At 66.0% G+C, this 21,148-nt stretch carries 21 protein-coding genes; 16 read left to right on the top strand and 5 right to left on the bottom strand.

Translation table 11 applies throughout. The features are described 5' to 3' along the window. The first annotated feature begins 43 nt into the window (after positions 1-43). From HV681_RS14050 to HV681_RS14040, 3 genes are all read left to right on the top strand, one after another. Positions 44-853, top strand: coding sequence for an enoyl-CoA hydratase/isomerase family protein (locus HV681_RS14050; protein WP_175123647.1), 810 nt, complete (start codon positions 44-46; stop codon positions 851-853). A 4-nt stretch (positions 854-857) separates the two neighbouring features. Then, complete coding sequence (locus HV681_RS14045; RefSeq protein WP_175123646.1) at positions 858-2,399, top strand: malonate--CoA ligase; 1,542 nt, start codon at positions 858-860, stop codon at positions 2,397-2,399. Between the two features lie 201 nt (positions 2,400-2,600). Continuing rightward, the gene (locus tag HV681_RS14040; protein WP_175123645.1) at positions 2,601-3,572 is read left to right on the top strand and encodes a Bug family tripartite tricarboxylate transporter substrate binding protein; all 972 of its coding nucleotides are present in this window, start codon (positions 2,601-2,603) and stop codon (positions 3,570-3,572) included. A 32-nt stretch (positions 3,573-3,604) separates the two neighbouring features. Here the strand turns inward: HV681_RS14040 and HV681_RS14035 are convergent, their stop codons facing one another. Further along, positions 3,605-4,561 (bottom strand): aldo/keto reductase, encoded by a 957-nt coding sequence (locus HV681_RS14035; RefSeq protein ID WP_175123644.1) that lies wholly within the window; start codon positions 4,559-4,561, stop codon positions 3,605-3,607. A 264-nt stretch (positions 4,562-4,825) separates the two neighbouring features. Here HV681_RS14035 and HV681_RS14030 point away from each other — a divergent pair, with 264 nt between their 5' ends. The 3 genes from HV681_RS14030 to HV681_RS14020 all read left to right on the top strand — a co-directional run bounded on the left by HV681_RS14030 (position 4,826) and on the right by HV681_RS14020 (position 7,803). Beyond that, entirely contained in the window at positions 4,826-5,797 is a 972-nt protein-coding gene (locus tag HV681_RS14030) for an ABC transporter substrate-binding protein (protein ID WP_056563116.1), read from the top strand. A gap of 319 nt (positions 5,798-6,116) precedes the next feature. Then, positions 6,117-7,007, top strand: coding sequence for an ABC transporter permease (locus HV681_RS14025; protein ID WP_056563113.1), 891 nt, complete (start codon positions 6,117-6,119; stop codon positions 7,005-7,007). A gap of 1 nt (position 7,008) precedes the next feature. Next, entirely contained in the window at positions 7,009-7,803 is a 795-nt protein-coding gene (locus HV681_RS14020) for an ABC transporter ATP-binding protein (protein ID WP_175123643.1), read from the top strand. A gap of 61 nt (positions 7,804-7,864) precedes the next feature. Here HV681_RS14020 and HV681_RS14015 read toward each other — a convergent pair whose 3' ends face one another. The 3 genes from HV681_RS14015 to HV681_RS14005 are packed head-to-tail and all read right to left on the bottom strand — an operon-like array spanning position 7,865 to position 12,275. After that, a complete protein-coding gene (locus HV681_RS14015) occupies positions 7,865-9,112 on the bottom strand; it encodes an NAD(P)/FAD-dependent oxidoreductase (protein WP_175123642.1) in 1,248 nt (415 codons plus the stop codon). An 8-nt stretch (positions 9,113-9,120) separates the two neighbouring features. Then, on the bottom strand, positions 9,121-10,764 hold the full coding sequence (locus HV681_RS14010; protein WP_175123641.1) for an NAD(P)-binding protein: 1,644 nt from the start codon (positions 10,762-10,764) through the stop codon (positions 9,121-9,123). Then, the gene (locus tag HV681_RS14005) at positions 10,764-12,275 is read right to left on the bottom strand and encodes a polyamine aminopropyltransferase (protein ID WP_175123640.1); all 1,512 of its coding nucleotides are present in this window, start codon (positions 12,273-12,275) and stop codon (positions 10,764-10,766) included. The genes HV681_RS14010 and HV681_RS14005 overlap by 1 nt, the downstream gene beginning before the upstream one ends. A 90-nt stretch (positions 12,276-12,365) precedes the next feature. Here HV681_RS14005 and HV681_RS14000 point away from each other — a divergent pair, with 90 nt between their 5' ends. From HV681_RS14000 to HV681_RS13965, 8 genes are all read left to right on the top strand, one after another. Then, complete coding sequence (locus tag HV681_RS14000) at positions 12,366-12,752, top strand: DUF350 domain-containing protein (RefSeq protein WP_175123704.1); 387 nt, start codon at positions 12,366-12,368, stop codon at positions 12,750-12,752. 39 nt (positions 12,753-12,791) lie between these two features. Then, positions 12,792-13,850, top strand: a complete 1,059-nt coding sequence (locus HV681_RS13995; protein WP_175123639.1) for an SPFH domain-containing protein — start codon at positions 12,792-12,794, stop codon at positions 13,848-13,850. A gap of 6 nt (positions 13,851-13,856) precedes the next feature. Beyond that, the gene (locus tag HV681_RS13990; RefSeq protein ID WP_175123638.1) at positions 13,857-15,332 is read left to right on the top strand and encodes a DUF4178 domain-containing protein; all 1,476 of its coding nucleotides are present in this window, start codon (positions 13,857-13,859) and stop codon (positions 15,330-15,332) included. Next, entirely contained in the window at positions 15,333-15,497 is a 165-nt protein-coding gene (locus HV681_RS13985; RefSeq protein ID WP_175123637.1) for a hypothetical protein, read from the top strand. It begins immediately after the preceding gene. Continuing rightward, complete coding sequence (speD, locus tag HV681_RS13980; RefSeq protein WP_175123636.1) at positions 15,494-15,844, top strand: adenosylmethionine decarboxylase; 351 nt, start codon at positions 15,494-15,496, stop codon at positions 15,842-15,844. Before HV681_RS13985 ends, speD begins: the two co-directional genes overlap by 4 nt. A 119-nt stretch (positions 15,845-15,963) precedes the next feature. After that, entirely contained in the window at positions 15,964-16,722 is a 759-nt protein-coding gene (gene modA, locus HV681_RS13975; RefSeq protein ID WP_175123635.1) for a molybdate ABC transporter substrate-binding protein, read from the top strand. A 24-nt stretch (positions 16,723-16,746) separates the two neighbouring features. Then, entirely contained in the window at positions 16,747-17,433 is a 687-nt protein-coding gene (modB, locus tag HV681_RS13970; RefSeq protein ID WP_175123634.1) for a molybdate ABC transporter permease subunit, read from the top strand. Next, positions 17,430-18,116 (top strand): sulfate/molybdate ABC transporter ATP-binding protein, encoded by a 687-nt coding sequence (locus HV681_RS13965; RefSeq protein WP_175123633.1) that lies wholly within the window; start codon positions 17,430-17,432, stop codon positions 18,114-18,116. The genes modB and HV681_RS13965 overlap by 4 nt, the downstream gene beginning before the upstream one ends. Positions 18,117-18,183: 67 nt before the next feature. On the opposite strand, the gene HV681_RS13960 is transcribed toward HV681_RS13965, so the two are convergent. Beyond that, on the bottom strand, positions 18,184-18,978 hold the full coding sequence (locus HV681_RS13960) for a TOBE domain-containing protein (protein WP_175123632.1): 795 nt from the start codon (positions 18,976-18,978) through the stop codon (positions 18,184-18,186). Between the two features lie 272 nt (positions 18,979-19,250). Here HV681_RS13960 and HV681_RS13955 point away from each other — a divergent pair, with 272 nt between their 5' ends. Together HV681_RS13955 and HV681_RS13950 are read left to right on the top strand one after the other, a co-directional pair. Beyond that, on the top strand, positions 19,251-19,847 hold the full coding sequence (locus HV681_RS13955; RefSeq protein WP_175123631.1) for a DUF4136 domain-containing protein: 597 nt from the start codon (positions 19,251-19,253) through the stop codon (positions 19,845-19,847). Between the two features lie 10 nt (positions 19,848-19,857). Then, complete coding sequence (locus HV681_RS13950; RefSeq protein WP_175123630.1) at positions 19,858-21,054, top strand: patatin-like phospholipase family protein; 1,197 nt, start codon at positions 19,858-19,860, stop codon at positions 21,052-21,054. Positions 21,055-21,148 lie beyond the last annotated feature (94 nt).

Here is a 21,148-nt window from a genome sequence, read left to right as displayed (position 1 = left end):
ACACGGCGGCGGGTTCCTGACAATCACAACAAGGGCAGGGGACATGACGGAGAACGTGGCAGGCCAAGGCCAAGGCCAAGGCAGTGTGCGGCTCGATCGCGACGGGCATCTGGCCTGGGTGACGCTGTCGCACCCGGGGCGCCTGAATGCGATCACGGTGGGCATGTGGCGCGAACTGCGCGATGTCTTCACGCGCATCGCGCAGGATGACGCCGTGCGCTGCGTGATCGTGCGCGGCGAGGGCGGCAACTTCGCCGCCGGCGCCGACATCCGCGAGTTCCCCGCCGAACGCGCCGACATGGCGGGCGTGCAGCGCTATCACCGCGAGATCCTGGCGCCCGCCCTGCGCGCCGTGGCCGAATGCCCGCAACCGGTCATCGCGCAGATCGACGGCGTGTGCGTCGGGGGTGGGCTGGAAATCGCCTGCCAGTGCGACCTGCGCATCGCCGGCGCGTCGGCCCGCTTCGGCGTGCCGATCAATCGCCTGGGTTTTCCGATGGCCCCGGACGAAATGCGCGGCCTGCTGGCGCTGGCGGGCAGGGCCGCCACGCTGGCCATTCTGCTGGAAGGCCGGGTGTTCGGCGCCGCCGAAGCCAAAGACCTGGGTCTCTTGACCCGCATCGTCGACGACGGCGACGTGGCCACGTCCGCCCGCCGCAGCGCCGACCGCATCGCCCAGGGCGCGCCGCTGGCCGCCCGCATCAACAAGCGCTTGTCCGCCAGGCTCGCCACCGGCGCCGCCTTGACCGAGGACGAGTATCGCGATTATTTCTCCTATGCCGAAAGCCGGGACCACAGCGAGGGCGTGCGCGCCTTCCTGGCCGGCGAAGACCCATCCTTTACCGGAGACTAGACAGGTGAGCAACGCCAACCTATACGCTGTCCTGCAAGGCGGCTTTCCCAAAGACCGCAGCAAAGTCGCGCTGGAAACGCCCGACCTCCAATACACCTGGGACGACATCGACCGCGCGACCGCGTGCCTGGCGAACCTGCTGCAATCGCTGAACCTGCCCGACGGCGCGCGCGTCGCCGTGCAGGTCGAAAAGTCGCCCGAGGCGCTGCTGCTGTACCTGGCCACGCTGCGCGCCGGCCTCGTGTACCTGCCGCTGAACACCGCGTATCGCGAATCCGAAATCGAATACTTCCTGGGCAACGCCGAGCCGTCCGTCGTGGTCTGCGCCAGCAAGAACCTGGACTGGGTCAAGCGCGCCGCCGACAAGGCCAACTGCCCGCACGTCTATACGCTGGACGAGGACCGCACCGGCACGCTGCTGGACGCGGCCGGCGGCCTGCCGCAGACGTTCAAGACCGTTGAAAGCAAGCCGGACGACCTGGCCGCCATCCTGTACACGTCGGGCACCACGGGCCGCAGCAAGGGCGCGATGCTCTCGCACGGCAACCTGGCGGCCAACGCGCGCACCCTGCACGAATACTGGGGCTGGCGCGAGGACGACGTGCTGCTGCACATGCTGCCGATCTTCCACGTGCACGGCCTGTTTGTCGCGTCGCACGGCGCGCTGCTGGCGGGCGCCCGGATGATCTGGCTGCCCAAGCTGGATGCCGACCAGGCGCTGCACTATCTGCCGCAAAGCACCGTGATGATGGGCGTGCCGACCTACTACGTGCGTCTGCTGGCCGATCCGCGCTTCAATCGGGACGTCTGCGCCAACATGCGCCTGTTCATCTCGGGCTCCGCGCCGCTGCTGGCCGAAACGTTCTCCGACTTCAAGGAACGCAGCGGCCATCCCATTCTTGAGCGCTACGGCATGAGCGAAACCGTCATGCTGACCTCCAACCCGTACGACGCCGCGTTGGGCGAGCGCCTGGCGGGCACCGTCGGCCGCGCCTTGCCGGGTGTGGATGTCCGGGTGGTCGACGACGCCGGCAAGCCGCTCGCACCCGGCGAGATCGGCAACGTGCAGGTGCGCGGTCCCAACGTGTTCTCGGGCTACTGGCGCATGCCGGAAAAGACGCGCGAAGAATTCACCGACGACGGCTGGTTCAAGACCGGCGACGTGGGCCGCTGGGGCGGCGAGTCCGCCGGCCGCACGGCGCCCGACGACTATCTGTCGATCGTCGGCCGCAGCAAGGACCTGATCATCTCCGGCGGCTACAACGTGTACCCCAAGGAGATCGAGACGCTCATCGACGACATGCCGGGCGTGTCGGAGTCGGCGGTGATCGGCGTGCCGCATCCGGACTTCGGCGAGGCCGTCGTGGCGGTGGTGGTGCCCAAGGACGGCGCGACGCTGGACGCCTCGGCCATGCAGGCGGAGTTGAAGAGCCGCATCGCCAACTTCAAGGTGCCCAAGCGCGTTCATATCATCGACCAACTGCCGCGCAATACGATGGGCAAGGTTCAGAAGAACGTGCTGCGCGACACCTACAAAGCGCTGTAGTCCATACCGAAGCCGGTCCCCGCGGGGCCGGCTTTTTTACCACCGTATTCTTTCACCGCGTTCATTTACCGCAGCCAAGGAGAAGCATCCCCATCCAATGCCCCGATAAGACCTGCCCGCCGCATTCAGAAGAAAAAAATATCTCAGCGACGAGACGCCAGAAAACAGGCGCCGTCCCCCGATGCAGCAAGAGGAGACAAAATGACTTATCGCACCACCGCCGCGGCCGTGTTCGCCGTGGCAGCCCTGGGTTTCGGCGGCGTTGCCGCCGCGCAATGGCCCGAACGCCCCATCACGCTGATCGTTCCGTTTCCCGCCGGCGGCGGCACGGACACGTTCGCCCGTCCGCTGGCCGCGCAGCTCACCACGCAGCTTGGCCAGACGGTGGTCATCGACAACAAGGGCGGCGCGGGCGGCACCGTGGGCGCCGGCGTGGCGGCCAAGGCCAAGCCCGACGGCTACACGTTCTTCATGGGCGGCGCGCACCATGCGCTGGCGCCTTCCCTGTACAAGAGCCTGAGCTACAACATCCAGAAGGATTTCGTGCCGGTCGCCCTGGTGGCGCAGCCGCCGCAGGTCGTCGTCATCAACGCAAGCAAGCTGCCGGTCAAGACCTTGCAGGAGTTCATCGATTACGCAAAGAAACGCCCCGGCGAAATCAACTTCGGCACGGCGGGCAAGGGCAGCACGCACCACCTGGCCGGCGAGCTGTTCGCGATGCAGACGGGGGTCAAGCTGGTGGACGTGCCGTATCAGGGCGCGGGTCCCATGCTGTCGGCGCTGATCGGCGGTCAGGTGGATCTGGCGTTTGATGGGCTGGGCTCGTCGGCCGGGCACATCCGCGCCGGCGCGATCAAGCCGCTGGCGGTGGCCGCCACGGAGCGTTCGCAATCCCTGCCCGACGTGCCCACGGCTGCCGAAGCCGGCGTGCCGAACTACGTGGTGTCGACCTGGTATGCGATCTGGGCGCCCGCGGGCACGCCGAAGGAAGCCACGGAAAGAATGGCCGCCGAGATCACGAAAGCGCTGAACACGCCCAAGCTGAAGGAGACCTGGGCGGGCAACGGCACGGGCGTGCCCACGCTGACCGGCGCCGAGTTCGGCAAGTTCGTCGACAGCGAAGTCCAGCGCTGGGCCAAGGTCGTCAAGGACTCCGGCGTGACGTTGGACTAAGCGGCTGAACTAAGCGGCTGAACTAAGCAACCTCAGCGCCAATCGCTGGCCTGGCTTAGCCGGGCCAGCTGGTCGCGCGTCAGCGTCAGGCTGGCGGCCTTGACCAGTTCGTCCAGCTGGGCGAGCGACGTGGCGCTGACGATGGGCGACGTAATGCCCGGCTGCGCGATCTGCCAGGCCAACGCAGCCTGCGCGGGCGTGCAGCCGGCGTCCTCGGCCACCTCGTCCAGCGCCTTCAGGATGCGGTAGCCACGATCATTCAGATACGTGTCCACGATCTTCTTGCCGCGCGCGCTCTTGCCTGCGTCGTCGGGAACGCGGTACTTGCCGCTGAGAAACCCGCTTGCCAGCGCGAAGTAATTGATCGTGCCCATCTGCTGGGTCTTCACCAGGCTTTGCAGACCGGATTCGAAGGGCTCGCGGGTGTACAGGTTGTACTCGGGCTGGATGCTTTCGTAGCGCGGCAGGCTGTGCCGCTCGCTGGCGATCAGGGCTTCCGACAGCCGCACCGCCGTGTAGTTGGACGCGCCGATCGCGCGCACCTTGCCGGCTTCGATGTGCTTGGCGTATTCGGCCAGCGTGTCGGTCAGCGGCGTGTCCGGGTCGTCCTGGTGCGATTGGTACAGGTCGACGTAGTCCGTCTGCAGGCGCGCCAGCGATGCGTCCAAGGAGCGCCGGATGTAGGCGGGCGACAGGCCTTTCTGGCCCGGCCCCATCTCCATGCCGACCTTGGTGGCGATCAGCACCTGGTCGCGCTTGCCCGATCGCTTGAGCCACTTGCCGATTAGGGTTTCGGATTCGCCACCCTGGTTGCCGGGGACCCAGCGCGAGTACATGTCGGCCGTGTCGATGAAATTCAGGCCGGCGTCCACCAGCGCATCCAGCAAAGAAAAGGTGCCGGCCTCGTCGACGGTCCAGCCGAAGACGTTGCCGCCGAAAGTGAGTGGGGGAACCTGCAGGCCGGATCGGCCCAGTGCGCGTTTGATCATGGTGGCCTCGGGATGCCGTCGGCGGGCACGCGGAACGGGATGAACGGCGTTTGCCCGGCGGTTGTCAGTATATTCACGCCGCTGCCCCGGGTCGGGGCGAGCCTGTATGGATGCACCATTACAGGGATTCCCCCCAAGTCCATTTGGTGGACGGCACGTTAGACTATACGGCTTTGTGGCAGGACAAACGGATCAAAAATCCGCGCCCGCCATGAAGAAACCGGCAAATTCAACAAGCAACACCAGGGTTCAAGGAGCAAACATATGCTGATCGGAAAAAAACATTTTCTGACGGTTGGTGCGATGGCGCTGGCGATGGCTATCGCCGCGCCGGTCGCCGCGCAGCAAAAGTCCGTCGCGGTGACCGCCATCGTCGAGCATCCGGCGCTGGACGCCGTGCGTGACGGGGTGCAAGACGCCCTCAAGCAAGCCGGCTACGAGCCGGGCAAGAACCTGAAGTGGCAGTATCAAAGCGCGCAAGGCAACAACGGCACGGCCGCGCAGATCGCCCGCAAGTTCGTCGGCGACCGCCCGGACGCCATCGTCGCGATCGCCACGCCGTCGGCGCAGGCTGTCGTTGCCGCCACCAAGGACGTGCCGGTGGTGTATTCCGCCGTGACCGATCCGGTTGCCGCGCAACTCGTGTCCAGCATGGACGCCTCGGGCACCAACGTGACCGGCGTGTCGGACCTGCTGGCGCTGGACAAGCAGGTTGAGCTCATCAAGAAGATCCTGCCCAACGCCAAGCGCGTCGGCATCGTCTACAACCCGGGCGAGGCCAACTCGGTCGTCGTCGTCAAGAAACTCCAGGAAATCCTGCCCAAGTCGGGCATGAGCCTGGTCGAAGCCGCCGCCCCGCGCTCGGTGGACGTGGCGTCCGCCGCCCGCAGCCTGATCGGCAAGGTCGACGTCATCTACACCAACACCGACAACAACGTCGTGTCGGCGTACGAATCGCTGGTCAAGGTGGGCAACGACGCCAAGATCCCGCTGATCGCGTCGGATACCGACAGCGTCAAGCGCGGCGGCATTGCCGCCCTGGGCATCAACTACCGCGATCTGGGCGTGCAGACCGGCAAGGTCGTCGTGCGCATCCTGAAGGGCGAGAAGCCCGGCGCGATTCCGTCTGAAACCAGCTCCAAGCTCGAGCTGTACGTGAATCCGGGCGCGGCCGCCAAGCAGGGCGTGACCCTGCCCGAGGCGCTGATCAAGTCCGCCGCGGTGGTCGTGAAATAATACGGCGCGAAATCGGCCCCGCCATGCCTATCCGGCGTGCGCGGGGTTTTTCTTGCGTTTTTCGTGGTGTGCTTACCCGATGTTCCACAGGGCGGCAGCGTTCACAAGATGCTCGCGGCCCGGCGTTGTTGCTTCCTTGACAGGTCTCGTGCTTTCGCTGGCAGCGCCGGCGCGTAGGCACGCGGGCGGGAAACGAGAGAAAATCCATGCCGGGAAACGTTCATTGCGAAAGCTCGGGTAAAACCGACCCGCGAACGCAAGAAATCGTACGTTTCACTTCTTTAATATGCTCGTTTCTTATCTTGATTGGATCTGACCCATGTCATTGTTCTCGTTGTTAGGCGCGCTGGAGATCGGCTTGATCTTCAGTCTGGTGGCCTTGGGCGTGTTCATCTCCTTTCGCCTGCTGCGCTTCCCGGACCTGACCGTGGACGGCAGCTTTCCGCTGGGCGGCGCGGTCTGTGCGACGCTGATCGCCTCGGGCACCGATCCGTTTTCCGCCACCATCATCGCCACGATCGCGGGCGCCGCAGCCGGGCTGGTCACGGGCTGGCTGAACGTCAAGCTTAAGATCATGGATCTGCTCGCCAGCATCCTGATGATGATCGCGCTGTATTCGATCAACCTGCGCATCATGGGCAAGCCCAACGTGCCGCTGATCACCGAACCCACCGTGTTCACGATCCTGCAGCCTGCGTGGATTTCCGACTATGTCGCCCGCCCGCTGCTGCTGATCGTCATCGTCATTCTCTGCAAGCTGGCGCTGGACTGGTTCTTCGCGACGCAAACCGGCCTGGCCGTGCGCGCCACCGGTTCCAACGGCCGCATGGCCCGCGCGCAAGGCGTGAACACCGGCCGCATGATCCTGGGCGGCATGGCGCTGTCGAACGCGCTGGTGGCACTGGCCGGCGCGCTGTTCGCGCAGACGCAAGGCGGTTCGGACATCTCGATGGGCATCGGCACCATCGTGATCGGCCTGGCCGCAGTGATCGTCGGCGAAAGCATCCTGCCGTCGCGCAAGCTGGTGCTGGCCACGCTGGCCGTCATCATCGGCGCTATCGTCTACCGCTTCTTCATCGCCCTGGCGCTCAACAGCGATTTTATCGGCCTGAAGGCGCAGGACCTGAACCTCGTCACCGCGGTGCTCGTCACGATCGCCCTGGTCATCCCCATGCTCAAGCGCCGCCTGGTCGGCAAGAAGGGGCGCTGATATGTTGTCCGCAAAAGACCTGAAAATCACCTTCAACGCGGGTACGCCCATCGAGACCCGCGCCCTGCGCGGCCTCACGCTGGAAATCCCGTCGGGCCAGTTCGTCACCGTGATCGGTTCCAACGGCGCGGGCAAGTCCACGTTCCTGAATGCCGTGTCGGGCGACCTGCCCATCGATTCGGGACGCATCGACATCAATGGTGTGGACGTGACGCGCAAGCCCGTGTGGGCGCGCGCCGGCAGCGTGGCCCGCGTGTTTCAGGACCCGATGGCGGGCACCTGCGAAGACCTGACCATCGAGGAAAACATGGCGCTGGCGCAGATGCGCGGCGCCTCGCGCGGCTATAGCCGCGCCGTAAAGGCCTCGATGAAAGCGGGCTTTCGCGAGCGCCTTGCCACGCTGGGTCTGGGCCTGGAAAACCGCCTCACCGACCGCATCGGCCTGTTGTCCGGCGGCCAGCGCCAGGCGGTCAGCCTGCTGATGGCGGCGCTGCAACCCTCGCGCATCCTGCTGCTGGATGAGCACACCGCCGCGCTCGACCCGCGCACCGCGGACTTCGTGCTGCAACTGACGGCGCGCATCGTGGCGGAAAACCAGCTCACCACCATGATGGTCACGCACAGCATGCGCCAGGCGCTGGATGTCGGCGACCGCACCGTCATGCTGCACCAGGGCCAGGTCGTGCTGGACGTGTCCGGCGACGAGCGCCGCGGCATGGACGTGCCGGACCTGCTGGCCATGTTCGAGCGGGTGCGGGGCGAGAAGCTGTCAGACGATGCGCTTTTGTTGGGCTGAAGACGAAAAGGCGCGGTAAATAGCGCGGTCAACAACGCGGTCCTTCAAGGACCGCGTTTGCCTAGATGAACCGGCCGGGCCGGAAGGCCGCGTGGCGCGACGCCGCCGCACCGTCCAGCATCAGTTCCGCCAGCACCTTTGCCGTGCCCGGCGCGGTGCTGAAGCCGATGTGCTGGTGCCCCAGCGCCAGCCACAGGCCGGGATGGCGCGGCGCTTCGCCGATCATCGGGCGGCTGTCGGGCAGGGTGGGGCGGCGGCCCAGCCAGGCGGCGGCGTCCAGCCGGTCGCCCAGCGGGAAGGCCTCGCGGGCGCGCTGTTCCGCCAGATCCAGCTGCTCGGGACGCGCGGGCGCCTCGCAAGCGTTCAGCTCGACGCCCGTCGACAGGCGCAGGCCGCGCGCCATGGGCGACAGCACGTAGCCGCCGCCCGTGTCGTAAACAGGACGGGTGACGCGTACGCCGCCGCGGCCGTTGTAATGCATGTGATACCCGCGTTCGAACGCCATGGGCAGGTCGATGCCGGTGGTCTTGAGCAACGCCTTGGACCACGGTCCCAGCGCGACGACCAGCCGGTCGGCCGACACCGATTCCGATGCGCTTGTCCCTTGCACCGCCCAGCCATTGGCGTCGCGGCGGATGGCGGCGGCGTCCATCCGTTTGAACGTGCCGCCCTCGCGCTGGAACAGGCAGGCGTACGCGGCGACGACCTCGTGCGGATCATCCACCGAATACGAACCCTGAATCCACAACGCGCGGTGAAAGATCGGCGACAGGGCGGGTTCGACCTCGGCAAGTTCCGCAGGGTTCAGTTCGCGGGTCGGCACGTCGTACTGCGCGAAGGTGCGGCGCGCCAATGCGCCCGCGTTCCAGGCCGCCGCCGTGCGGTACAGGAAGATCCAGCCGGTGTCGCGCAGCCGGTGGCGCGCGCCGCTTTCATCCAGCAGCTTCAGGTGTTCGGGCGCGGACAGCCGGATCAGGCCGTCCAACGCGCGGGCAGTTTCCTGGAAGACGGACGGCCGCGCGCTCATCATGAATCGCGCTGCCCAGCCCAGGTTCGACGCCAGGTAGGGCCAGCGGTATCGGAACTGGACGGTGTCGTTCTTCAAGAGACGCGGCAGTTGTCCCCAAAGGCCAGGGTGATTGAACGGCATCAGCGAACTGCGGGCCAGCACGCCCGCGTTGCCCATCGACGTTTCCATCCCGGGCGCCTGCCGATCCACCAGCGTGACCGACATGCCGCGCCGCTGCAGTTCCAGCGCGCAGCAGACGCCGACGATGCCGGCGCCCAGCACAACGACGTGATTACCCATGTCTTGTCTCATCCTTGTCGATGGCCGCCCAGAATACGCGCTGCTGCCGTCACGCCCCACCATGAGGCTTCTTCAAAAACCGAATACCCCGACAGGTCGGCGTGCGCGAACAGCACCGGACCGTCCACGGCACGCAGGGCAGCCAGGCCCTGATTGGACAGGTAGCCGCACACCGGCGTAGCCATGGCGTGGCCGCGCACCGTGATCTCCAACTGGCGCGCATTGCGCCAGAACTCCTTGCCATACGCCGCCACCAGATCCACCGCGGCCACGTCGCGCAGGTCTTGCGGGCTGGCGCGTGTCAGCCATTCGCGCGCGGCCTGCGGCGTCTGGCCGCTCAGCGCGTGGTACGCGGTGAACACGCTGCGCGGCGTACGCGCCACGCGCAGCAATTGATGGGTGGACACGACGTAGCCCAGCGCCTGGCCTTCGTAGACGACGTTGTCCCACGACAGCGGCTCGCCCGGCGCTTCCAGTGGATAGCCGTCCATGACGAAGTTCGACACCATCCAGGCCGCGTGCGGCGCGGCATGCGTGGCCGGGTCGTAGCCGTAGGCGCGGATGTCCGGCAGCAGGCGCTGCGCGACAAAGAGCGGCATGGCGCAGACGGTGCGGCGGGTTTGCAGGGCATAGGCGCGGGCGGCGCCGTCGGCCGACTCCTCGATGCACAGGACGCGCGGGCCGGTGGCCAGTTCTTCGATACGCACCGCCGTGCCCGGCAGCAGCCAGTCTGCGTGGCCGAGCTTTTGCGTGATGGCCGCGCGCATCCGTTCGGCCAGCGTCGCCAGCCCGCCCGGCCAGGTCAGGACGGCGCCTTCGCCGGCATTGGCGGCATGGCCGTCGCGGCTGGCAAAGTAATGCAGCCCCGCCCACGCCGAGACGACCTCGATTCCCGCGCCGTAGTCGTCCCGGCAGCAGTAGTTCAGATACCAATGCAGCGCGGGCGAGGTATAGCCTTCACGCGCCAGCCAGTCCTTGAACGTCAGCGCGTCCAGCGCGCGCCACGCCGGATCGCGCGACGACAGGTCGAGCGGAATGCAGAACACCTTGCGGCCGTCGCTGCCGACCTGTGTGCGCAGCTGATCGACCAGCGCCAGAAAGCGCTGGTGCTGGGCGGCGTCGGCATCCGGCACGTCCGTCATCGGCAGCAGGTGTTCTTCCCAGCGCCCGTTGCGCAGCAGTCTTTCCTGCGGAGAATGCACCAGGACGGCTTCGTCGTAGTAGGGACGCGCGTCGCCCGCGCCGCGCTCGATGATGCCGAAGTCGGCCAGCATTTCGCGCACGTGGGTAGATGCCAGCGAGGGCAAGGGCAGGTAGTGCGCGCCCAGCGGATAGTCCAGCCCATCGCGCACGCCCGCCGCGGCGTTGCCCGCGAATTCGGGGCCCTGCACCACGACAAAATCGGTGAAGCCTTCTCGGGCCAGTTTCCAGGCGCACGACAGCCCGGCCACTCCGGAGCCCAGGATCGCAACCTGATGCTGCCGCGTGGCCGACGGCTGCGGCAGGGCCGCCTTGTCGCGCAGCGCGTGGCCGGCCTGCATGCCGGGATAGTGCACGTCGGGCGTCGTCTCGACGACGCGCGCGCGCCAATAGCCGACCGAGCCCGCCGCGGCGGCCGTGGCAGCGCCCAACAGGAAGCTGCGGCGCCGCATCAGCGGATGACCTTGCGCCAGTCCTCGTCGAAGTAGCGCACGAGCGATTGTTCGTTCAGGCGGTTCGGCGGCATGGCCAGCGCCGGCATGTCGGCGGGAAAGTGAAAGAGCTCGCGCACGGTGACGGCGTCCAGATAGCGCGTGGGCACGGTGATTTTTTCGGGCGGTGCGTAGTCGCGCCGCTTGCTGGCCAGGATGAAACCCCAGTCGCCGAACGACGGCACGTAGGTGTGATAAGGCCAGGTGTTCAGGCCCGCTTCCTTCAGGGTGGCGTCCACGCTCCAGAACGAACGCGGCGCGAAGTAGGGCGAGGTGGACTGCACGACCATGTAGCCGTTTTCCGCCAGATGCCGCGCCATCAGGTGATAGACCGGCACGGAATACAGCCGTCCCAAACCGAAGTTGGACGGATCGGGAAAGTCCACCACGATGAAGTCGTAGACCTCGGCGTGTGTCTCGAGCCACCGCCCCGCGTCGTCATTGATGACGGTGACGCGCGGGTCCTTGAGCGCGCCCGCGTTCAGCGCGACCAGCGGGTCCGAACGCGAAAACAGATTCGTCATGGCCGGATCCAGATCCACCAGCGTGACGTGCTCGACGTTCTTGTATTTCAGGATCTCGCGCACGGCCAGGCCGTCGCCGCCGCCCAGCACCAGCACGTTGCGCGCCCACGGCAGCACCTGCAGGCCGGGATGCACCAGCGATTCGTGATACCGGTGCTCGTCGCGCGACGAGAACTGCAGGTTGCCGTTGATGTACAGGCGCAGGTCATCGTGCCAGCGCGTCACGGCCAGGCGCTGATACTGCGTGGTCTCGGCGTGGATGATGTCGTCGCCATACAGGCCTTTTTCGGCCCAGGCGGTCATGCTGCCGGAATAGACGAATCCCAGGCCCAGAATCCCAAGCACCACGCCGGCGCGCACGGCTTTTTCGCCGGGGCGGGTGACTTCGGCGCGGAACAGCCACGTGGTCCACAGCGCGACGCTGGCGTTCAGGATGCCGAACAGGAAGCTGGTGCGCAGCAGCCCCAGCTTGGGCGCCAGCAGCAATGGGAACACCAGCGACACGGCCAGCGCGCCCAGGTAGTCGAAGGTCAGCACGCGGCTGACGATTTCGCGGAATTCGGCCTTGCGCTGGTTGAAGACCCGCATCACCAGCGGGATCTCCATGCCGACCATCAGTCCGATGATAAAGACGCCGACATACAGCGCCGCGCGAAAGGGCGCGGACAACCACGCGAACACCAGGAACAGGACGGCGGCCGACACGCCGCCCAACAACGCCACCAGCAGTTCTACGTCGATGAAGCGATTCAGAACGTCTTCGTCTCTTACATATTTTGACAACCATGAACCGATGCCCATCGCGAAGAGATAGCACCCGATCACGGAGGAGAACTGAAGGATCGAATCCCCAAGCAAATAGCTGGCGAGCGCGCTGCTGATGAGCTCGTAGCCCAACCCGCAGGACGCAACGATCAATACCGAGAGAATGAGAACGCGGTCGCGCATGGGAGTGTCCGAGCCAAAAAATGCGTTCGCAGTATATCGAACGCGACGTATATACTGCGCGCAATTGGGAGGCTGGCAATGGGAGAAGCAATGCATCCGGCGGTGACCTATCTGATCTATATCGTCTCGGCGCTTGTCATGCTGGGCGTTTTTACGGCGGTCTACACGGCCATCACGCACTACAAGGAATTCGACCTCATCCGCGAGGGCAACATTGCCGCCGCCCTGTCCTATGGCGGCGCGCTGGTCGGCTTCAGCCTGACCCTGTGTTCCAGCATCGCGGTCCACGCCAGCTTCGTCATGTTCGTGGTCTGGGGCGTGGCGGCGATGATCGTGCAGATCGTCGTCTACGCGGTGGTGTCCAAGGCCATACGCGGCATGACCGACGCCATCGCCGAAAACAACATCGCCATGGGCGGCCTGATCGGCGCGATTTCGCTGTCGGCCGGCATCGTCAACGCCGCCTGCCTGACCTGAGCGGCGCGCACTCTCCGATCTGACACAGGAGGACTTTCCATGAGTCTCGGTTCATTCATTCGCAAGCAGTTCATCGACATCCTGCAATGGAACGAGGATCGCGACGGCGTGCTCGCCTGGCGCCATCCGATGCAGGATTTCGAAATCCAGTACGGCGCCAGCCTGACCGTGCGGGAATCGCAGATGGCGGTGTTCGTCAACGAAGGCAAGGTGGCCGACGTGTTCGGCCCCGGCATGTACAAGCTGACGACGCAGACGCTGCCGATCCTGACCTACCTGAAGAACTGGGACAAGCTGTTCGAGTCGCCCTTCAAGTCGGACGTCATCTTCTTCAGCACCCGCCTGCAGTTGGGCCGGCGCTGGGGCACGGCGCAGCCGGTGACGTTGCGCGATAGCGAATTCGGCATGGTGCGCCTGCGTGCGTTTGGCGTGTATTCGTACCAGATCTCCGATCCCGGCAAGTTCTACCGCGAAATCAGCGGCACGCGCGACGTGTACACGGTGGACGACCTTGAAGCGCAACTGCGCAATATGGTCGTGGCCGCCATGACGACCGCCCTGGGCAGTTCCAAGGTGCCGTTCCTGGACATCGCCGGCAACCAGGGCCTGATGTCGCAGAGCATCGCCGAACAGCTCGCGCCCGTGTTCGACCGCTACGGCGTCAAGCTGGACAACTTCACGGTCGAGAACGTGTCGTTGCCTGAAGAGCTGCAGAAGGCGCTGGACACCCGGATCTCGATGGGCATGGCCGGCGACCTGGGCAAGTTCACGCAGTATCAGACGGCGACGTCGATTCCGCTGGCCGCGCAGAACGAAGGCGGTATTGCCGGCATCGGCGCGGGCCTGGCGGCCGGTGCGGCGCTGGGCCAGACGATGGCGCAGGGGCTGGGCGTATCTCAGGGCCAGCCGCAGCAGCCGGCCCAACAGCAGCCGCAGCAGCAGCCGCAGCAGCAGCCGCAACAACCCGCCGCTCAGCCCGCGCAGGCCGAACCGGTGCAGCGCCTGCAGCAATTGAAAGACCTGCTGGACAAGGGCCTCATCACGGCGGCGGACTACGACTCGGCCAAGGCCGAGGTGCTGAAGAAACTCACCAGCTAAGGCCCCATGCAGCAGGTTCTGTGTCCGCAGTGCGGCGCCCCAGTCAAGTTCACGTCCGCGGCCTCCGTCATGGCGGTCTGCGGCGCCTGCCGCAGCACCTTGCTCAAGGATGCCGAGTCGGTCAGGCGCATCGGCGAGGCGGCCGACGTCCTTGAGGACTATTCGCCGCTGTGCCTGGGCGCGACGGGCACCTATGACGGCAAGCGCTTTGATGTCATCGGCCGCATCCAGATGCGCTTTGACGAGGGTTTCTGGAACGAGTGGTACGTGTGGTTCGATGACGCGTCCGACGGCTGGCTGTCGGACGCGTCAGGCCAGTACGCCGTCACGCGACGGCGCAAGGTCAAGTCCGTGCAGGAGATGCCGGCGTTCGACAGCATCTCGCCCGGCGACGAGCTGAAACTCGACGGCCAGCGTTTCGTGGCGGCGGACGTGCGCACCAGCCAGGCCGGCGGCGCGCAGGGCGAGCTGCCCTTCGTGCCGGGCGACGGCTGGCAGGCCAAGGTGGCCGACTACCGCAGCCTGGACGCGTTCCTGACGCTGGATTTCTCCGACGGTCCGCAGCCCGAACTCTATATCGGCAAGGCGTTCGACCTGTCCGCCATGCAGGCGGGCTCGTTGCGCACCAAAGAACAGGTCGAGGAAACCGCGGGACGCTTCCGCGGCCAGATCAAGGCGTTGGACTGCCCGAACTGCGGCGCGCCGATCTCCTTCGTGGCCGCCATGGCCACGAATGTCGTTTGCCCGTCGTGCGCCGCCGCCGTCGATTGCTCGGGCCCCACGGCTGAGGTCATCGAAAAGGCGCGCAAGGTGCAGAAGATCCGCGCCACGCTGCCGCTGGGCTCGGTCGCCAAGATGGAAGGCGCCGACTTCACGCTGATCGGCCTGATGAAGTGCGCCGATCCCGATCCCGAAGAACCTTCAAGCTGGATGGAATACCTGTTGTTCAACCCGGCAAAGGGGTTCGTCTGGCTGGTTGAGTCCGACGAGGGTTGGGAACGCGTGCAGGTCTGCGACACCTGGCCCAGTCACAACAACGCCACCAGCGTGCGCTGGCGCAACCGGGTGTACCAGAAGCTGTACGACTACACCTCGCGCGTTGAAATGGCGCTGGGCGCGTTCAACTGGCGCGTCAAGGTGGGCGACAGCACGCAGATCACGGATTACCAGGTCGGCACGTTGAAGCTGACCCGCGAACTGGCCGACAAGGAACTGGGCTGGTCGGCGTCGGCGCCGGTGTCGCCGGCGCAACTGGCCCAGTGGTTCGACCGCCCGGAGCTCAATCGCCAGAAGGCGATGCGGGTGGCGTCGGCCAAGGGCGGGGGCGGCTATCGCAAATGGGCCAAGGGCGCGCTGATCGCGATGGTGTTCCTGAACTTCAACAATATTTTTGCCGGCCGCTTCATTCCGGTTCTGATCGGGATGGTGTTTCTCTGGCTACCGGCCATGCTGGCCGACATGCTGACAGGCGAGGACGAATAGATGAAGGGCAAGTTGTTGTATGCCATGTACGCGATGGTGGTCGTGCTGGCCACCACCAGCGCCAGTGCGCCGGGCACGCGCCTGGGGGGCGGCAGCAGTAGCAGCAGTTGGGGCAGCAGCTCTTCGGGCGGCTCGGGCTGGTCCTCGGGCGGATCCCACAAGTGACCGTGTACGGGACACCCGGCCGGCACGTGCTGGCGGATTTCCGCGGCGTTGCGCCAGACCTCCTGACCGACGCGCAGGCGCTGGAACGGCACATGACCGCGGCGGCGCGCGCGGCCGGGGCGCAGGTGCTGAGCACCCATTTCCATCATTTCGGGGAAGGGGCGGGGGTAACCGGCGTGATCCTGCTCAGCGAATCCCATATCAGCATCCATTCCTGGCCGGAGCACTGCTTCGCGGCCCTGGACATCTTCATGTGCGGCGCGGCCCGGCCCGAAACCGCGTTGGACTTTCTGCGCGTCGCGCTGGCGCCCGAGTCCGTGCACGTCACCACTGTCGACCGCGGCTGATTCCGCCGCTCGGCGTCTCCCTTGATATTTCATAAACCCCTGTGGCAAGCGAAATTGACGACCGTTATATACCTGGATATATTTCGATCCTGACACGCCGCCATCCACAGGAGAAATACATGTTGCACAAACGCCCGCTCGTGGCGCTGACCGTGGCGCTTGCCGCCGTCTGGGGCGCCAATGCCAGCGCCGGAGAAATCGTGGTGTCGGCCGCCGCCAGCCTGACCAATGCCTTCAAGGAAGTGGCGCAGGGCTTTGAAAAGGAACATGCCGGCACCAAGGTGGTCCTGAACTTCGGCGCCTCCGACGTGCTCTTGCAGCAGATCGTGAAGGGCGCGCCCGCGGATGTATTCGCGTCCGCCGACCAGAAGGCGATGGACAAGGCGATCGAGGAAAAGGCCGTCAAGCCCGCCACCCGCGTGGACTTCGCGGCCAACCAGATCGTGCTGATCGTTCCGACCGACAGCAAGGCGGGCATCAAGTCGCTCAAGGACCTGGAGCGTGACGAGGTCAAGCGCATTGCTTACGGCAATCCGGCCTCGGTGCCGGTCGGCCGCTATACGCAGGCCGCGCTGCAGGCCGAGGGGCTGTGGGACGCCGTGCAGGCCAAGAGCGTGCTGGCGCAGAACGTGCGCCAAAGCCTGGACTACGTGGCGCGCGGCGAGGTCGATGCGGGCTTCGTGTTCGCGACCGACGCGGCCATCATGCCGGGCAAGGTCAATGTCGCCGTGCGCGTCCCGTCGACCACGCCCGTGACCTATCCCATTGCGTTGACCACGCGCGAGTCCGCGGCCAAGGAGGCCGAAAGCTTCGTGGCCTATGTCATGTCGCCCGCCGGGCAGGCGATACTGTCGCGTTTCGGCTTTCAGAAGCCCTGAGTCTTTGTTGAATCGTAGGTATTGATGAGTGATCCGGTCTGGGTTCCGCTGCTGCTTTCCCTGAAAGTGGCCGGTTGGGCGACGCTGTTGGCGACCGTGGCCGGCACGGCTGCGGCGTACGGCCTGTCGCGCTGGCGCTGGCCCGGCCGCGACCTGCTGGACGCTATCCTGACGCTGCCGCTGGTGCTGCCGCCGACCGTGCTGGGTTACTACCTGCTGGTGCTGCTGGGCCGGCGCGGCATCATCGGCGAGACGCTGGCGCGCTGGAATATCGAGCTGGTCTTCACGTGGCAGGGCGCCGTGATCGCGGCGTCGGTGGTGGCTTTTCCGCTGGTGTTCAAGTCGGCGCGTGCCGCGTTTGAAAACGTGGATGGCCAGCTTGAAAACGCGGCACGCGTGCTGGGCGTGGGCGAGGCGGGCGTGTTCTTTCGCGTCACCTTGCCGCTGGCTGCCCGCGGCATCGCGGCCGGCGTGCTGCTGGCGTTTGCGCGGGCGCTGGGCGAATTCGGCGCCACGCTGATGATCGCCGGCAACCTGCCCGGCCGCACGCAGACGCTGTCGGTCGCCATCTACGAAGCGGTGCAGGCGGGCGATGACGCCACCGCCAACATGCTGGTGCTGGTCACATCCATCACCTGCATCGTCGTGCTGCTGGCCGCCGGCAAGCTGGTGCCCATCGGCGCTGGCCAGCGCAACGGAGGCGGGCGATGAGTATCGACCTTGCCGTGCGCAAGCATATGGTGTCGGGCGACCGCAAATTTGAACTCGACGTGCAGTTCAAGTCGGCCGCCAAACGCATCGCGCTGTTCGGTCCGTCGGGCGCGGGCAAGAGCCTGACCTTGCGGGCCGTGGCCGGATTGCTGCGCCCCGACGCCGGGCGCATCGTCATCAATGGACGGGTGCTGTTCGACGTCGAGTCGGGCATCAACCTGCCGGCGCGATCGCGCCGCGTGGCGTACCTGTTCCAGGACTACGCGCTGTTTCCCCATCTGACCGTGGCGCAGAACATCGCATTCGGCCTGCGCGGCGGTTGGCTCAATCCGCCACGCCGCGAGGTGACGCGCGAGGCGCAGCGCTGGGTCGACGCCTTCGAACTGAGCGCCATCGTCGGCAGCTATCCCAATGAGATTTCGGGCGGGCAGAAGCAGCGCGTCGCGCTGGCGCGGGCGCTGATGCTGCAGCCCGACATCCTGCTGCTGGACGAACCGTTTTCCGCGCTGGACTCGCAGTTGCGCGGCAAGATGCGGCAGGAACTGGATGCGTTGCAGCGGCAGCTGGATGTGCCGATGCTGCTGATCACGCACGATCCCGCGGACGTGGAGGCCCTGGCCGACGAGGTGTTCGAGGTGCGTGAGGGCAGGGTGGGGCGCCACGACGAGAACGTGGGGCTGTAAACAACACGGTGAAGGCCGGATTCGCGTGACGGCCAGACTTGGGTGAAGGCCGCCGCGATTGCCGGCGTCAGTCCAGCACGCCAAGAATCACGCTGGACGCCTTGAAGATCGCCACCGCCTCGGCGCCGACATCCAGCTTCAAGTCCGCCGCGCTCTCGTTCGTGACGATGGCGGCCAGCGTGGCGCCGCCGTCCATGGCAATCAGGATTTCGCTGTTGACGGCGCCTGGGCGCAGGTCGGTGATGCGACCCTGCAATTGATTGCGGGCCGACAGGCGCAGTCCCGGCCCGGGCGCGCCGACGATGACCGACGACGCCTTGACCAGCGCGATGGCTTCCTTGCCGGGCGCGAGGCCCAGCTCTTTGGTGCTTTCACGGGTGATGGTGGCCGTGACCGTGTGGCCGCCTGCAATGCGCAGCACCACTTCATCGTTGACGGCGCCCTCGCGGATCTCGATGACGGTGCCCAGAAACTTGTTGCGTGCGCTGGTCTTGAGCATGAAACGCCTCATCAGGTCGATGTCGCCGCTGGCATCCAGCCCCGCGCGCGTCAGGTTGTCCATGAACTTGCGGTGTTCGACTTCAAGCGCCCGGAAGGTCGTGATCAGGCGGCGCGCCCGGTCCGTCAGCTGCGTGCCGCCGCCGCCCTTGCCGCCCGCCGCGCGCAGCACCAGCGGTTCGCCGGCCAGGTTGTTCATGGCGTCGATGGCGTCCCACGCGCCCTTGTAGCTCATGCCCACGGCGCGCGCCGCCGCCGTGATCGATCCGGTCGCGTCGATCTGCGCCAGCAGATCAATGCGGTTCTTGCCGCCCCAGGTCTGGGCGCCGGAGCGAAACCAAATGGAGCCGTCGAGTTCAAGCATGGGCGTGTCTGTAGGGATGGCCGGAAGCGACGGGAAGTGTAATGGACCCGGCGCGCGGGGCGTTAGGGAAGTGATCCTGCGCGGCGTGGAAGTCGTGCTGCACGGCGCCACGGCAGTCCGGACGCGCTGGTGAACAGGCACCCCCAATTTGGCGGCACGCGCGGCATCGCGTGATCTTGCCTGGAATTTTGGTGGTTGCGAATGAGATTCTGTTGAAACTTTGATGGCTTCGCGGCACTATGTGGTCGCCTTGAACTCACGGAGAGATCGACATGAAAGCGTTGAAATTGCTGACGGCGGGTTCCATGACGGCATTTCTGGCGGCCTGCGCCTCAGGCCCAACGGTCAAGAGCGATTACGACCACCAGGCAAATTTTGCGCAGTATCAGACGTTCGGCTACATGTCTCCGCTGGGGACGGACAAGGCCGGCTACAACACGCTGCTGACCGAACGGCTCAAGAGCGCGGCCCGCGGCCAGATGGAAATGCGCGGCTATACCTACAGCGCCACCAATCCCGACCTGCTTCTGAATTTCGGCGCCAAGCTCCAGCAGCAGACCGAAGTCACGCCCGGCTTCGCGCCCATGGGCCCGTATTACGGGTATCGCACCGGTTTCTACGGCGGCTGGCCCGGCTACGGCTGGGGCGACGACGTCTACCAATACACCGAAGGCACGCTGAGCGTCGACCTGGTGGATGCACGGCGGCGGCAACTGGTCTGGGAGGGCGTCGCCGTGGGCGAGGTCCAGAATCCCGACAGCGCGGGTTCGGCGGAGAACGTGGACAAGGTGGTGGCGGAGGTCTTCGCCAAATACCCGTTCCGCGCCGGCGTCGGCACGCCGCAGGTGCCGGACAAGACCAAGCGATAGAGGACGCCGCATGACCGCTCGCCGCAAGGCCCTGGCCGAAGACACCGGCGATACGCCGCCCTACGATACCGTCGCGCTCGTGCTGCAGGGCGGCGGCGCGCTCGGTTCCTACCAGGCGGGGGTGTACCAGGGCCTGCACGAAGCCGGCATCCGGCCCAACTGGATTTCCGGCATTTCCATCGGGTCGATCAACGCCGCCATCATTGCGGGATCCCCGGAAGACGAGCGGGTCGACCGCCTGCGCGGTTTCTGGGAGAGCATCTGCCGGCCTACCGGTTTTGCCTCGTTGCCCTGGGGTGATGCCTTCACCCGCATGTTCGAGGGCCAGCCGTTTGGCTTTGGCTCGCCCGCGATGAACGGGCAGGTCTCGGCAATGCAGGCCCTGTTGACCGGCCAGCCCGGTTTCTTCAAGCCGCGCTTTCCGCCGCCCTATCTGGTGCGGGGCCGCGGCGCCGCTTCCACCAGCTTCTACGACACCACGCCGCTGGCCGACACGCTGCGCCAGTTCGTGGATTTCAAGCTGCTCAACAGCGGCGCGGTGCGGGCCAGCTTCGGCGCCGTGAACGTGCGCTCGGGCAACTTCGCGTATTTCGACACCCTGCATCACACGCTCGGTCCCGAGCACGTCATGGCCTCGGGCGCCTTGCCGCCGGGGTTCCCGTCGGTGGAGATCGGCGGCGAGCACTATTGGGACGGCGGCGTCGTCTCCAACACGCCGCTGGCGCAGGTGCTGACCACCGAAAACATGCGTGACACGCTCGCGTTCCAGGTCGATCTCTGGCCGGCGCGCGGCGATCTGCCCACGTCGCTCGAAGAGGTGGCCGAGCGGCAAAAGGATATCCAGTATTCCAGCCGCACCCGCCTGGTCACCGATCAGCTGCGGCGCGTGCTGAAACTGCGCCACGGACTGCAGCGGCTGCTTGAGCGCCTGCCCGAAAGCGAACGCGACGCGCCGGACCTGGCCGACATCCGCAAGCTTTCGCACACGCCGGCCACCAACATCGTCAACCTCATCTACGAGGCCAAGCACCGCGAGCGGTACTCCAAGGACTACGAGTTCGGCACCGAAGCCATGCGCGAGCACTGGGAGTCGGGATTGACGGACATCCGCCGCACGCTTGAAAAGCCGGGCATCCTGGCCCGTCCGACGCAGGACAGCTGCTTCGTCACGCACGACATTCATCGCAACGGCACCCATCATTCGTAGCGGGCGGCGGGATCATCCGGCGGCGTAAAAGTCGGATTGGTCTGATAGATGAGCGGCGACGGGCGCAGAACCCCGCCGTGAGGGTAGCCTTCCG

This window comes from Achromobacter animicus (assembly GCF_902859585.1).
In the GTDB taxonomy this organism is placed as follows: domain Bacteria; phylum Pseudomonadota; class Gammaproteobacteria; order Burkholderiales; family Burkholderiaceae_B; genus Achromobacter; species Achromobacter animicus.
Note: the sequence above shows the minus strand (reverse complement) of the source record. Positions and strands in the feature narration are given on the sequence as shown.